Genomic DNA, 13,660 nt, shown 5'->3' with positions numbered 1-13,660 from the left:
ACGGTTCGTTTCTTGCTGGAGCCTTTCCCCGGATACCAACCCGATTGGCTGCTGTGCATGCGTCGATCCCGACATACCGACCAAGAGATCGCCTTCCTCCTGCGGGAGGCCGAGAGCGGAACCGCGATCGCGGCCATCTGCGCGGCCGCCCACGTCTCCGTCGGCACATTCTACCGCTGGCGCCGACGCTTCGGCGGACTGCCGCCGGCCGGTGTCGCGCGCCTCGGTGAGATCGAGCGCGAGAACGCGCGGCTGCGCACCGAGGTCACGGCCCTCCGGCAAGCGCTGCTGGCATCGGCTCCGCCCGAGAGCGTCCCGGCACGCCAGACGCCGAGCCTGATGCCTGCTTCGGCCATGACGCCGATCCCCTTCAGGGGCAGCCATGCCTCGGTCGGTCGCTACGCCTTTCTCAGGACGGCGAACCGATGATCGAAGGACGATGCGCGTGAGGGCAACAGGCCGGCGCTCGCGGCATCGACCCCTCTGACTTTCGAATTCGCGGCCCGCGATGCGGACGGGACAGGGACGCGGGCGCAGTTCCGCGTTCTCTCCGAAAGCATCGGCTTCGGGCGATGCCTCCGCAGAGAACCGGGTCGAGCGCATGACCTTGAGACGCGCGTCTCGACGGATCTCACATCATGCCGGGATCACGACACGCAGCGGCTAGCTTTCCTTGAAACCATACTCCGGCACCCCGTCCTCGGCGTCGTAGTACTTGTACGGCAGGAACTTGCCCGACATGCTCATCTTGACGCGGTCGCCCTTGTTGTTGGGCTCGCGCTCCATGGTCATGTTGAAGTCGATCGCCGACATGATGCCGTCGCCGAAATCCTCCTGGATCAGTTCCTTCCAGGTGGTGCCGTAGACCATGACGAGCTCGTAGAAGCGGTAGATCAGCGGATCGGTCGGCGGCATCTGCGGGATGGAGCCGCGATAGGGCGCCTCGTTGAGCATCCGCTCCTCGGATTGCGAGAGGCCGAACAGCGCGGCGGCCTTCGCGGCCTGGGCCTTCGGCAGCTTCATCTGGCCCATGCAGGCGGCGGTGATGAGGATCGGCGAGAGGCCGCCGATCTCCTCCTGGATATACTTCCAGGTCCAGCCCTTCTCCCGCTTGATGTCGAGGAGCTTCTCGGTGAGGTCTTCACGCTTCATGGTGTTGCATCCTTGGTGTTGAAAGGAATCAGGCGCGCTTCCCGACCGGCTCGGGCGACGTGATCGCCGCGGCATCCGCGTCGCTCAAGCTCGGGCGCACCACAGGCGGATTGCGCTGGTCGTAGCCGGCCGGCATCGCATCCCGCAGCGTCTTCGAGCGCGTGACGAGGAAGTCCATCAGGTGGTTGCGCAGGGCGTAGTACCCGGGCGCGTGGTGAAGCTGCGTCCGGTCGCGGTGCTTGGGCAGCGGGTTCTCGACGATCTCCGCGACCTTCGCCATCGGCCCGTTGGTCATCAGCACGATGCGATCGGCGAGATAGATCGACTCGTCGACGTCGTGGGTGATCATGAACACGGTCTGCCCGGTCTCGATGCAGATGCGCCGGACCTCGTCCTGCAGGGTGCCGCGCGTGAGGGCGTCGAGGGCCGAGAACGGCTCGTCCATCAGCAGGATCTTCGGCTCGATCGACAGGGCGCGGGCGATACCGACGCGCTGCTTCATGCCGCCGGACAGTTCGGAGGGGCGCTTGTGCTCGGAGCCGGCCAGGCCCACCGTCCGGATCGCCTTGCGCGCCCGCGCCTCGACATCGGCCTTTGAGGCGTTCCGCCAGCGCGACGACACCGCGTAGGCGACGTTGCCGAGCACCGTGCGCCAGGGCAGCAGGGCGTGCCCCTGGAAGATGACCGCGCGGTCGAGGCTGGTGCCCTCGATCGCCTCGCCCGCGGCGATGACCACGCCCTCGGTGGGGGCTTCGAGACCGGCCAGGATGTTCAACACCGTGGTCTTGCCGCAGCCCGAATGCCCGATCATGCACACGAACTCACCGCGGCGCATCGGCAGCCACATGTCCTCGAACACGGTGCTGGTGGTGCCGCCAGGAGCCGGATAGCGCCGGGCGATCCCCTCGATCGAGATGAATTTGTCGTCCGACATGGGGCGGGTCCCGGCGTTCTTTGCGGAGATCTGGGCTGAAACGCTGACGGCCGGCTCGCGCCCGCGGACAGGAACGATGCTCATCGCCTCAATCCGGGAAGGTCACGAGGCGCTGGGCGCGGGCCAGAACCTGGTCGAGGATCATGCCGACGAGGCCGATGACGAGGATCGAGACGATCACGTTGTTGATCGAGAGGTTGTTCCACTCGTTCCAGACGAAGTATCCGATGCCGGTTCCGCCCACGAGCATCTCGGCGGCGACGATGACCAGCCAAGCGATTCCGATCGAGATCCGCATGCCCGTCAGGATCGTCGGCGCGGCGGCCGGAAGGATCACCGTGAGGGCGCGGCGGAGCGGCCCGACCTCCAGGGTGCGGGCGACGTTCAGCCATTCCTTGCGCGTGCCCGAAACACCGAAGGCGGTGTTGATCAGCATCGGCCAGAGCGAGCAGATGAAGATCACGAAGATCGCCGACAGCCCGGAATCCTTGATCGTGTAGAGCGCGAGCGGCATCCACGCCAAAGGCGAGACCGGCTTGAGGAGCTGGATGAACGGATCGAGGGCGCGCCCCATCAGTGGCGACATGCCGATGAGGAAGCCCACCGGAATCGCGACGATCACCGCCAGCAGGTAGCCGAGCGCCACGCGGCCGATCGAGTAGGCGAGCTGGATGCCGAGCCCCTTGTCGTTGGGCCCGCGATCGTAGAACGGGTCCTTGAGGTGCTTCCAGATCGTGGCGCCGACATCGAGCGGCCCCGGCATCGCCGATTTGCCGGTGGTGGCGGCCTGCCCCATCAGGGCGGCGTATTCGGGGTCCATGACCTGCGTTTTGGCCGTGCCGCTGACCGCGACCTGCCAGATGAGCAGGAAGCCGACCAGCAGCGCGAGCGACAGCAGGGCTGCCCGTAGGCCGAGGCTGCGGGCCATGGTTCAGCCGGCCTTCCGGATCTTGAACGAGTCGAGGTATTCCTTCGGCTTATCCGGATCGAAGATCTTGCCCATGACCGAGAAGGTCTTGCTCGTGGTCGTCGGCGGGGTCTGGCCCTCCTGGCGCATGAGCTTGGCCGCATCGGTCGCCAGGAAGACCTTCTCGGCCACGGCCTTGTAGTCGACCTCGCCTTTCACCTGCCCCCAGCGCTGCATCTGCGTCATGATCCAGACCGCGAAAGAGGACCACGGGAACGGGTCGAAATCGACGCGGTCGGGCACCTTCTTCACGTTGCCCAGTCCGTCCGCGAAGGTCCCGGTGAGCACCTGCTCCACCACCGTCACCGGCTGGTTGAGGTAGTTCGCCGGCGCGATCTGGGCGGCGATCTCCTTGCGGTTCTCGGCCTTGGAGGCATAGGCGGTCGCTTCGATGATCGCGCGCAGGAGCGCGGCGTAGGTGTTCGGCGTCTGCGTGATGAAGTCGTTCGACGCGGCGAAGGCGCAGCACGGGTGCCGGTCCCAGATGTCCTTCGACAGGATGTGGATGAAGCCGACCCCGTCGTAGACCGCGCGCTGGTTGACCGGGTCCGGCGCCAGGAAGCCGTCGATGTTGTCGGCCCGGAGGTTGGCGACCATGTCCGGCGGCGGCACGGCGCGGATCTGCACGTCGGTGTCGGGGTCGATGCCGGCCTCGGCCAGGTAGTAGCGCAACAGGTAATTGTGCATCGAGTAATCGAACGGCACCGCGAGCTTGAAGCCCTTCCAATCCTTCGGGTCGCGCCGGTCCTTGTGCTTCATGGCGAGCGTGATCGCCTGGCCGTTGACGTTCTCGATCGCGGCCGCCGTGTAAGGCGTCGGGTTCGAGCCGACGCCGAGCGAGATGGCGATCGGCATCGGCGCCAGCATGTGCGCGGCGTCGTATTCCTTGTTCAGGGTCTTGTCGCGAATCACCGCCCAGCCGGCGGTCTTGACCACGTCGACGTTCAGGCCCTGCTTCTCGTAGAAGCCCATGGGTTTGGCCATGATGATCGGCGTGGCACAGGTGATCGGGATGAAGCCGACCTTGAGGTCCTTCTTCTCCGGCGCGCCCGCCGCCGCGAAGGCCTCGGCCGCGAACTTCGTCGGGAAGAACTGGCTGACGGCCGCCATCGCGGTGGCCGCGCCGACGCTGCGCAGGAAGGCCCGACGCTGCGCGTCATGCGGGAACAGCGCACGCATCACGGCGCCGTCCACCACCCGCTGGATCTCGGCATCGCCGGAAAGCGCCGCCTCGTGCTCGGCCTGGCTCCCATGGGCGCCGCAGGTGCAGCCGCCGCGCAACAGGCGTCGCTTGGCGTCGAAGGGATTGTCGAACAGGGCCATGGGGTCCTCGCGTCGCGGCGATATCTGCACCGACCTCTGCAAGCGCCCTGCCAATTCTCGATACCGACGAAAGACTTTTACTGTCAGGCTCTTATGCCGCAACGACGAAACCATGAGATCTCGTGTAATACGACAACTCGTAGCAGGATCACGAAATTTCGTGGCGTTGGGGGTCGGCTTGGCCAGCGAGATGTCTGAGGACGAGTTCGGCAGCGTGTTCGAGCAGCATCGCGAGCCGATGCTCGTGCTCGATCCGTTGGCCGATCGGATCGTCGACGCCAATCCGGCCGCCGCGCGACTGCTCGGCTACGACCGTGCGGTGCTGCGCGCCATGGCGGCGAGCGCGCTGCATCCCGGCCAGCGCCCGGCACTGATCGTGTTCACCCAAGGGGCCATGGCCAAGGGACACTGGTGGTCCCAGGCGCTCATTCCCCGGCACGCGGACGGCCGGAGCCTGCGCCTCGAATACGCCGCGAGCCCGATCGGGGACGACCGGCTCCTCGTGACGCTGTCCGACCTCGACGCGCGCCGTCGCCGGGTGATCGACGGGCAGGCGGACCAGCACATGCGCGCCGGCATCACCGAGTGGCAGCGCATGGAGCGGATCTTTCGCGATATCGAGCGGGAGAACCAGCTGATCCTGCGCGCGGCCGGGGAGGGCATCTACGGCGTCAACGCCGACGGGGTGACGACGTTCATCAACCCGGCCGCCGAACGGATGCTCGGCTGGCTCGCCACCGACCTCGTCGGCAAGGACATGCACGCGACGGTGCACCACGCCCACCCGGACGGGACACACTACCACCACCACGATTGCCCGATCTACGCGGCCTTCCGCGACGGCGCGGTGCATCAGGTCGACAGCGAGGTATTCTGGCGCAAGGACGGCACCGCGTTCCCCGTCGAATACACCTCGACGCCGATCCGCGACCACGGGCAGTTGCTCGGCGCCGTCATCGTGTTCCGCGACATCAGCCAGCGCCGCGAGGCCGAGGAGCAGTTGCGCAGCGCGCTGGCGGAGGTGGACTCGCTGCGCGAGCGGCTGGAGCTGGAGAACGCCTACCTCAAGGAGGAGATTCGGCTCGAGAGCCACCACCAGGGCATCATCGGGCGCTCGCCCGCGATCGAGGCGACGCTCCGGCAGATCGATCTCGTCGCCGGGACCGACGCGACGGTCCTCGTCACCGGCGAATCCGGCACCGGCAAGGAGCTGATCGCCCGCGCGATCCACGAAGCGAGCCGCCGGCGCGACCGCCCGCTGATCCGCGTGAACTGCGCCGCCGTGCCCCGCGACCTGTTCGAGAGCGAGTTCTTCGGCCACGCCAAGGGCGCCTTCACCGGCGCCCTGCGCGACCGTGTCGGCCGCTTCGAACTCGCCGAGGGCGGGACGCTGTTCCTCGACGAGGTCGGCGAGATCCCCCTCGACCTGCAGGGCAAGCTGCTGCGGGTGCTGCAGGAGCGCTCCTTCGAGCGCGTCGGCGAGGAGCGCACGCGCGCCGTCGACATCCGGCTCGTCGCCGCGACGAACCGGGACCTCAAGGAGGAGGTCCGCCGGGGACGCTTCCGGGAGGACCTGTATTTTCGCCTCAACGTGTTCCCACTCGCGGCGAGCCCCCTGCGCGAGCGGCCCGAGGACATCGCGCTGATCGCGCAGCATTTCCTGAAAGGGGCCGCGCGTCGCCTGAACATCCCCGAGCCGCGGCTCACGGAGGGCGATGCACGCCGACTGGCGCGCTACACGTGGCCCGGGAACGTCCGCGAGCTGGAGAACGTCATCGAACGAGCGGCGATCCTGGCGGTCGGCGGGCGGCTCCGCTTCGACCTGCCGGAGACCGAGCCGTCCCGCCGTCCTGCGTCACCCCTTGCCGCACCCCTTGCCGTGCCCCTTGCCGGGCCCCTGGCCACGCTTCCGACAGACCGCCCCCCGACCGAGACCGACCGCCGCGCGCGCGACCGCGCCGAGATCGCAGCGGCGCTCGCGATCACCGGCGGCCGGGTGTTCGGGCCGAACGGTGCCGCCGCCCTGCTGGGGCTGCGCCCCACGACCCTGGCCTCGCGCATGAAGGCGCACGGGTTCGACAGACGATGAGGATCGGAGACGTTTCCGGTCATCGTGCGTCCTTCGACGTCGCCCCCTCGGAGACTGGAGCCGGGCGAACGGAAACCCCTCGTCAGCGGCGCGACCGTCCTCGACCCACCGGTACTCGGCACGAGGCGAGACGTGTCGGTTCGGCCCCGGTGGCGGTGACACCGGAGCTCGACGAGCCGGACGGATTCCGGGTCTGCCGGCGCGGCGGCCATCCCCTCACCGGCCCGGACCATCGGTCGGGGTCAGCGAGACCCGGTCCGCGTGGTCAGTCCTCCGATCGATACGGCGAGGCGTGGCGGCGTTGATACTCGGCCGGGGTCAGGCCCATGCGGCGCTGGAAGGCCCGCCGGAGGGTGTCGCTGTCCTTGAATCCGCAGGCGCCCGCCACCTGCTTGGGGGCAGCCCGACCATCCTCGAGAAGGCGACGGGCCGCCTCGATCCGGACGTTCTCCACATAGGCGGCCGGCGTCAGCCCGGTCTCGGCCCGAAAGAGGCGCGCGAAGTTGCGCGGGCTCATGCCGGTGCGCGCGGCCAGCTTCGCGACGCCGTGGTCCTCCGCCGGATGCGCCGCCACCCAGCGCTGGGCTTCCTGGAGGGCCGATCGGCTGGCCAGCGCCCCGACGCCGCGCCGGCCGAACTGAAGTTGCCCGCCCCCGCGCTTGAAGAACATCACGAGTTGCGCGGCGACCTTGCGGGCGATCTCCGAGCCGAGGTCCTCCTCGACCAGCGCGAGGGCCAGGTCGAGCCCCGCGGTGACCCCGGCTGCGGTCCGGAGGGGACCGTCGAAGATGCAGATCGCATCGGCATCGACCGAGGCCTCGGGATAGCGTTCGGCGAGCGCGTCCGCCACGGCCCAATGGGTCGTGACCCGTCGACCCCTCAGGAGGCCCGCCTGCCCGAGCAGGAACGCTCCGCTGCAGACCGAGCCGTAGCGCCGGCAGCCGGTCGCGGCCGAGGCGAGCCAGCGGCACAGGGCCTCGTCCGGCTCCAGTCCGTGCAGGTGAGGCGCGCCCGCGACCAGAAGGGTGTCGAAGGCGGCCGGACCATCCGCCTCCACGATGCAGTCGGCGAGCAGGCGGCGACCGGACGACGTCTCGATCGGCCCCGGACCGAGCCCCACGATGGACAGCGCGTAGACCGTCGCGCCCGCCTGCACGTTCGCCTCCGCGAAGACATCGAGTGGGCCGGCGACGTCGAGGAGTTGCACTCCCGGCATTGCGAGCACCGCAACGCTGCGCGCCATCGCCACACTCCCGTCTGTCCGTTCGCGCCCGGTCGATGGCAGAAAACGCCCGACGACGACGATTGATGCCAAGGCGCAGGGTTCGTACCCCATCGGGGCAGACGACGCAAAGGACTTCCCGCCATGACCATCAGTTCCGACGCCGCCATCCCCGACAGCAGGCTGGCGCGAGCCGTCACGGAGTTCGTCCGGGACACCGAGACCGAACTGCTCTTCAATCACTCGAGCCGGGTCTACCAGTTCGGGGCCCTGGCCGGCGTTCAGCGCGGCCTCAGCTTCGACCGTGAGCTTCTCTATGCCGGCGCCATGTTCCATGACGTCGGGCTGATGCCGGATCACAGCAGCCCGGACGAGCGCTTCGAGGTCGACGGCGCCAATGCGGCCCGGGACTTCCTGACGGCGCACGGGGTGCCGGAGGCGGACGTCTACACGGTCTGGACCGCCATCGCCCTGCACACGACCCCCGGCATCCCGGCCCACATGCATCCGGTGGTCGCCCTCGTCACCGCGGGCGTCGAGATGGACGTGCTGGGCCTGACCTACGGCGCGTATTCCGATGTCGAGCGCGAGGCTGTGGTCTCCGCCTTCCCGCGCACCCCGGACTTCAAGGAAGACATCATCCAGGCCTTCTACGACGGCATCCGGCACAAGCCGGACACCACCTTCGGCAACGTCAAGGCCGACGTCATCGCCGACAAGGACCCGAGCGTCCGCCGCGGCAACTTCTGCAGCGTGATCCGGGCCTCGCGCTGGCCGGGCGGCACGCATGCGCCGGGATGCGGATGTGGCGGGCACGCTTAGCACCGCCCGTCCTGTGCAGGAACGGGCGCCGCATGTATTCATGTCCGCGACGACGACGAACAGGGACGGTCGCCACGCCCGGCACGCAGCGTCCCGAACGAAGAGGCCCGTGATGATGCCCCAGGGAACGCCGAGCCGTGCGCGCGCCGCCGCGTCCGTTGCGCGCCGTCCGAGACCCTCGTCGGCCCGGGGCGTGCCGGCCCGGCAGGTGGGGCCGACCGTCCGCGAGTCGGCCGGCCATCCGCCGGGACGTCCCTGATCGACGACGCAAGCATTCTCCCACGACGGAGTTGTCCGTGACCAATCCCCGCCGCATCACCCTCTACCACGCGCCGCGCACGCGCTCGTCGGGCATTCTCACCCTCCTGGAAGAACTCGGGGCGGATTACGAGCTGCGCACGCTCGACACGAAGGCCGGGGAGCAGCGCGCGCCCGCCTTCCTGTCCGTCAATCCGCTCGGCAAGGTGCCGGCCATCGTCCATGGCGACGTGGTCGTGACCGAGCAGGCGGCGATCGTCATCTATCTCGCCGACCTCTATCCCGAGGCGAAGCTCGCCCCCGCGCTCGACGACCCTCTGCGCGGACCTTACCTGCGCTGGCTCGTCCTCTACGGCTCCGCCTTCGAACCCGCGATCGTCGATCACGCCATGAAGCGCGATCCGGGGCCTCCGGCGATGTCGCCTTACGGCAGCTACGACGCCGTGATGGAGATGCTGACGGCGCAGCTTCGCAAGGGGCCCTACCTGTTCGGCAAGCGGTTCACGGCGGCCGATATCCTCTGGGCGACGGCGCTCGGCTGGACCACGGGCTTCAAGCTCGTGCCGCCGAACCTCGAATTGCTGCGATATGTCGAGCGCTTCCGGACCCGCTCCGCCGTCGCCCGTGCGGAGGCGATCGACGAGCGGCTCAACAGACAGCTGGACGGCGAGATCGAGACCCGCACGGGTTAGGGGTCAGCGGAGCCGAGACGCCGTCGCGCGCAAGGCCATGCTGGAGAACACCCCGTCCCGGCGGATCAGCCCGTGCATCAGGGCGGCGCCGAGATGGGCGAGGATGAGGCCGAACAGGGCATAGGCCAGGACCGTGTGGAGCGGACGCAGCCACGCGTAGAGGGCGGGATCGCGTGGCAGGATCGGCGGCAGCACCAGGGCGCCGGCGAGCCCGATCGGATAGCCGGCCGCCGAGAGCATCGCCCATCCGACCAGCGGCAGCGCGAGCATCAGACCGTAGAGCAGGATGTGCGAGGCGTGGGCCGCCTGCCGCTGCCAGGCCGGAAGGTCCGACGGCAGGTCCGGCGGCGGATGGCGCCAGCGGTTGACGAGGCGCAGCACCGCGAGAACCAGGATTCCGATGCCGAGGGGCCGGTGCAGCGCGACCAGGGTGTGATAGTGCGCCACCGAGGTCACCATCGCGACACCGATGAACAGCATGGCGAGGATCAGGCCCGCCATGGTCCAGTGCAGCAGCCGGGCCGGTCGGTTGAAGCGTGCGGTCTGGCTCACAATCCGGCTCCTCGGGTGGGGGTGTCGTGGACGGCGCTCGGCGCCTTCGGCTCGCCGGCGCGCCGCGTGAAGGACTGCGCATAGGCCGCCGAGCGGGCGCTGAGCAGCGGATCGTCGGATCCCTCGATGCCGGAGGGGAGGACGAGGGGGTCGAAGTTGACGTCGCGGCAATTGCCATCGGCCTCCGCTTCGGTTGCGGTGACGATCACGCTGCCGACGTCGAGGCTCGGCCGCTCGGCCGGCCAGGGACGCGTCGCGTCCGCCGTGGGATCGCCCGCTTCGCCGAGGGTGACGACGAGGCGCCAGCGCACGGGCGCCCGGCGGAGCGCAGCCTCGAAATCCTCGAACAGACCGTTCTTGTCCGGGCGGGCGGCCTGCGCCGGGCTCTCCGGCGTGGCGGCCTGCTCCGGCACGAGGGCCCAGCGCACGGGCGTTCGCGTGCCGTCCGCCGCGACGAACCGGAAGGCGTTGAGGCTCCGGAAGGTGTCGTCGGCGAAGCCGGAGGTGATCGTCCGCGCCTTGATGAGAGCCGCCGCCCGCGCGCTCTCGGGGTTCGCGGCGAAGAAGGCCTTCAGCGCCTCGGGATCGGGCTTGCCCGTCGCCGGGTCGGGCTTGGCGGCGAGGAGCTGCGCGTAGAACGCCTCCGGGCTGCGGACGGGGAAGACCGGGATGTCGTTGTTGCCGGTGCGCCATTCTTCGCCGTCGGGAAGACGGAACCGCAGCGCGAGGCTGCGCACCGTCGTGGCCGCATCCGCCGCGTAGGGCTGCCCGCCCGCCAGCGCGATGCGCCCGGTGACCGGCGTGACCGCGCCCGGGCCGAACAGCGAGGCCTTCGACAGGCGTTCCCCCCGGCCATTGCCCTCGAAGCGGCCGGCGAGGCAGAGCCCCTTGGCGTGGTTGCGCCGGAACCCCGGATGCGGGCCGTTCACCGCCTCGAAGCGGTCGACGATCCGTGCCTGGGTGAGGGTCCCCGGCGAGAGCCAGCCGCCGGCATAGGCGAAGGCGCCCGCGCTGCCGGCCACGAGGGCCCCGATGGCGCCGAGCCGGAGGACGACGGCGCGCGGGCTCAGGCCCGGACCGGCCCCGGTGAGATCGTTCAGGAGGGACATGGCGGGCCTTCAGATGGCTTTCGCGGTGGTGCGGCGGATCTCGTTGGCGAGCGGGTGCAGGACAGCCGGATCGGCCGCACCCACGAGGCTGTAGCCGAGGCCGTCCTGGGCCCAGGCGTAGCCGTTCGACGTATCGGTCGCGTGCGGCCGCATCGGCGCGTCGCCGGGGACGGACATGGGCCGCATCAGCATCACGAAGCGCGCGCCGTGGCCGTCGTCGTACATCAGCAGTCCGGCGGGGCCCTGCTGCGTCGCGACGAGGCGGCCGCCCATCAGGCGGTAGCCGGACCCGCTGAGGTCCGGCACGCCCACCGGCCGCTTGAGCCGGGCCGAGAACCAGCCGGCGAGCTCGTCCCGGTCGGCGGCGGCGAGCTCGACCGGCCGGGTATGGTCGGGGGCATAGACCGCGTAGTTCATGCTCGCCGCCTGGGCCAGCGCATCGATGCCGGTCGGCACGGGCGAGACCGCCTCGCGCAGGCTCCAGCCCCCCGCACCTCCGATCAGGAGCAGCAATCCGGCCGCCATGGCCTGCCAGGCCGGACGTTGCGGACGCCGGCGGGCCTCGACGATCCGGGACAGGTTCAACCGGGCCGGCACCGGCTCGGCGGCGATGGGGGCGAAGGCGTCCCGCATCTCCTCACGCAGCGCGAGCATGCGCGCGACCCGCGCCCCCGCCTCGGGATGCTCGCCGAGATAGGCCTCGACCTCGCGCCGCCGGGCGGCATCGAGCCGCTCGTCCACGAGCCCCTGGAGATCGTCTTCGCCGATCGGACGCATGCTCATTTCACCCTCCGCAGGAGCGGGCGCTTGGCCGGGGCGGCCGCCTCGGCGCCGTCCATCAGCTGGATCATCCGGTCCCGGGCCCGGGACAGGCGGGACATCACGGTCCCGGTCGGAATGGCGAGGATTTCGGCGGTCTCGGCGTAGGACAGGCCCTCCACCGTCACCAGCAGGAGGACGCTGCGCTGCTCCTCCGGCAGGGCCTCCAGAGCCGTCATCAGGTCCCGGTGGCGCAGGCCGCTCTCCTGCGTCGGCGCCACCGCGAGGTTGGCTTCCGCCGTGTCCTCGATCGGCATGTGGGCGCCGCGGCGGGCGCGCTGGCGCATCTGCGTCACCGCGAGGTTGTGGAGGATGGCGAAGAGCCAGGTCCGCGCGTCCCCGTCGGCCTGGCGCTGGTGCCAGCGGCCGACGGCGCGCTCCAGGCAGTCCTGCACGAGATCGTCGGCATCGGTGGGATTGCGCAGGAGGGCGCGTGCGTAGCGGCGCAGGGCCGGGATCAGCGGCTCGATGAGGCGCATCATGTCCGTCATGTCCGGTCTCCTGGCATGGGCGGGACTCCTCTGCAGGCGCGCCGGCCGCATTGGACGGGCTCCGGGGCATGGACGCCACCGATTCCGGATTATTCCAGGCGCGCCTCGAAATTTTTCGTGGCCAACGTACGTCCTTACTCTCGGCGACAGGTCCACGATCAGGAGAAGCGAACTTTCCGACAGTGCTTGGAATAATCAGCCGAAGACGTCGTCTGTCCGGCATCACTGCTTGACGCTGTTGGATCAGGCAGGGAACACCGGAGATCTGACATGACACTGATCAAGACCGTTTCGGCCGTCGCTTTCGCGTCCGCCTGCACCCTGGCCGCCCTGACCGGTGCCTCCCAGGCCCGGACCGTCCCGCATCCGACGGAAAGCCCGGCGATCACCGGCTCGATCCTGCCGCAGACGCGGTCCGCGGACTGGCTCGGCGGCCCGGACACCGACAGCGGCAATGCCCGCAACCCCGCCCTGCCGGGCTATGCCCAGGCCCGCGGCCAGGAGACCGGCGGTCCGGCCCGTGAGCTGATCCCGAACTGAGCCGTCGCCGCGCGAGGACACCCCTTCCTTCCGGGTCGGGTGTCCTCGGCCCTGAGGCTGTTCGGGACCCGCGAGGGCGGGCCTCCATGCGAGGCGGCATGCCCGCTTCGCGCAAAGCCCGCCTGCCCGACGTCTTCGATACGGCGTCGGCGCCGATCGCCCGCTGCGGCCGGGAGGAGCGCCCGCTCCCCGGGAGATCAGGACCCTAGCGGAGGCCTTCCGCGAGAATCTCGTCGAGCTGCGCCTTGGCTCTCAGACGCCAGGAGGCTTCGTGCCCCGGTGCGGCCCGGAGCGAAGCCCGATCCAGCGCCGCGTGACCGTCCTCCGTCCACCAGTCGCGCAGGTCCTCCGGATCCTGTCCGGCGGATCGCGTGACTTCGGCCATCCACCGGAGCGCCATGAGCAGCACCTGACGCTGCGCCGCCTGCTCGGCGAGCAGGGCGTCGAAGAGTTCGGGGCCCAGAAGCTCGGGGCGCGGGGATTCGGGGGAGAGGGGGTTGGGGCGCATGAGTTCGGGGCGCATGGCTTGCCTCGGCTGGATCGTCCGCCGCCAGACCTTAGCCGCGCCCGGCGTGCCCGAGGCCGGGTCATTCGGTGCGGAGCGTACCTCTTCGGAGCTAACTTCGGTCGCTGAGCTCCGGTCGCTCACGTCGCCAGCCCCCGACGGCGTTGTCGGCCGGCAACGCGGCG

At 69.7% G+C, this 13,660-nt stretch carries 15 protein-coding genes; 5 read left to right on the top strand and 10 right to left on the bottom strand.

What is annotated here, in order from left to right:
* Positions 1 to 57: 57 nt before the first annotated feature.
* On the top strand, positions 58 to 429 hold the full coding sequence (locus OF380_RS23600) for a transposase (RefSeq protein ID WP_264048076.1): 372 nt from the start codon (positions 58 to 60) through the stop codon (positions 427 to 429).
* A 234-nt stretch (positions 430 to 663) separates the two neighbouring features.
* Here OF380_RS23600 and cynS read toward each other — a convergent pair whose 3' ends face one another.
* From cynS to OF380_RS23580, 4 genes are all read right to left on the bottom strand, one after another.
* Positions 664 to 1,152: a cyanase gene (cynS, locus tag OF380_RS23595; protein WP_264048075.1), complete on the bottom strand. Its 489-nt coding sequence runs from the start codon at positions 1,150 to 1,152 to the stop codon at positions 664 to 666.
* A gap of 28 nt (positions 1,153 to 1,180) precedes the next feature.
* Positions 1,181 to 2,086: an ABC transporter ATP-binding protein gene (locus OF380_RS23590; protein WP_264048074.1), complete on the bottom strand. Its 906-nt coding sequence runs from the start codon at positions 2,084 to 2,086 to the stop codon at positions 1,181 to 1,183.
* A gap of 88 nt (positions 2,087 to 2,174) precedes the next feature.
* The gene (ntrB, locus tag OF380_RS23585; protein WP_264048073.1) at positions 2,175 to 3,014 is read right to left on the bottom strand and encodes a nitrate ABC transporter permease; all 840 of its coding nucleotides are present in this window, start codon (positions 3,012 to 3,014) and stop codon (positions 2,175 to 2,177) included.
* A gap of 3 nt (positions 3,015 to 3,017) precedes the next feature.
* Positions 3,018 to 4,376, bottom strand: a complete 1,359-nt coding sequence (locus OF380_RS23580) for a CmpA/NrtA family ABC transporter substrate-binding protein (RefSeq protein WP_264048072.1) — start codon at positions 4,374 to 4,376, stop codon at positions 3,018 to 3,020.
* A gap of 238 nt (positions 4,377 to 4,614) precedes the next feature.
* On the opposite strand from OF380_RS23580, the gene OF380_RS23575 reads away from it, so the two are divergent.
* Positions 4,615 to 6,465, top strand: a complete 1,851-nt coding sequence (locus tag OF380_RS23575; protein ID WP_264051464.1) for a sigma 54-interacting transcriptional regulator — start codon at positions 4,615 to 4,617, stop codon at positions 6,463 to 6,465.
* Positions 6,466 to 6,730: 265 nt separating this feature from the next.
* On the opposite strand, the gene OF380_RS23570 is transcribed toward OF380_RS23575, so the two are convergent.
* Entirely contained in the window at positions 6,731 to 7,708 is a 978-nt protein-coding gene (locus OF380_RS23570; protein ID WP_264048071.1) for a GlxA family transcriptional regulator, read from the bottom strand.
* A gap of 123 nt (positions 7,709 to 7,831) precedes the next feature.
* On the opposite strand from OF380_RS23570, the gene OF380_RS23565 reads away from it, so the two are divergent.
* Positions 7,832 to 8,509: an HD domain-containing protein gene (locus tag OF380_RS23565; protein ID WP_264048070.1), complete on the top strand. Its 678-nt coding sequence runs from the start codon at positions 7,832 to 7,834 to the stop codon at positions 8,507 to 8,509.
* A gap of 296 nt (positions 8,510 to 8,805) precedes the next feature.
* Positions 8,806 to 9,459 (top strand): glutathione S-transferase family protein, encoded by a 654-nt coding sequence (locus tag OF380_RS23560; protein ID WP_264048069.1) that lies wholly within the window; start codon positions 8,806 to 8,808, stop codon positions 9,457 to 9,459.
* Between the two features lie 3 nt (positions 9,460 to 9,462).
* Here OF380_RS23560 and OF380_RS23555 read toward each other — a convergent pair whose 3' ends face one another.
* Genes OF380_RS23555 through OF380_RS23540 form a run of 4 tightly spaced genes read right to left on the bottom strand, consistent with a single transcriptional unit; the run spans position 9,463 to position 12,430 of the window.
* The gene (locus OF380_RS23555) at positions 9,463 to 9,960 is read right to left on the bottom strand and encodes a cytochrome b (protein ID WP_449818715.1); all 498 of its coding nucleotides are present in this window, start codon (positions 9,958 to 9,960) and stop codon (positions 9,463 to 9,465) included.
* A gap of 47 nt (positions 9,961 to 10,007) precedes the next feature.
* Positions 10,008 to 11,120: a catalase family peroxidase gene (locus tag OF380_RS23550; RefSeq protein ID WP_264048067.1), complete on the bottom strand. Its 1,113-nt coding sequence runs from the start codon at positions 11,118 to 11,120 to the stop codon at positions 10,008 to 10,010.
* Positions 11,121 to 11,129: 9 nt separating this feature from the next.
* Positions 11,130 to 11,903, bottom strand: a complete 774-nt coding sequence (locus OF380_RS23545; protein WP_264048066.1) for an anti-sigma factor family protein — start codon at positions 11,901 to 11,903, stop codon at positions 11,130 to 11,132.
* A complete protein-coding gene (locus OF380_RS23540; RefSeq protein WP_264048065.1) occupies positions 11,900 to 12,430 on the bottom strand; it encodes a sigma-70 family RNA polymerase sigma factor in 531 nt (176 codons plus the stop codon). Before OF380_RS23540 ends, OF380_RS23545 begins: the two co-directional genes overlap by 4 nt.
* A 270-nt stretch (positions 12,431 to 12,700) precedes the next feature.
* On the opposite strand from OF380_RS23540, the gene OF380_RS23535 reads away from it, so the two are divergent.
* A complete protein-coding gene (locus tag OF380_RS23535; protein WP_404810502.1) occupies positions 12,701 to 12,970 on the top strand; it encodes a hypothetical protein in 270 nt (89 codons plus the stop codon).
* Between the two features lie 205 nt (positions 12,971 to 13,175).
* Here OF380_RS23535 and OF380_RS23530 read toward each other — a convergent pair whose 3' ends face one another.
* Entirely contained in the window at positions 13,176 to 13,493 is a 318-nt protein-coding gene (locus tag OF380_RS23530) for a hypothetical protein (RefSeq protein ID WP_264048064.1), read from the bottom strand.
* Positions 13,494 to 13,660: the final 167 nt, after the last annotated feature.

This window comes from Methylobacterium sp. FF17, from assembly GCF_025813715.1.
GTDB lineage: Bacteria > Pseudomonadota > Alphaproteobacteria > Rhizobiales > Beijerinckiaceae > Methylobacterium > Methylobacterium flocculans.
The sequence above is the reverse complement of the archived record's forward strand: the minus strand, read 5'-3'. Positions and strand labels throughout refer to the sequence as shown.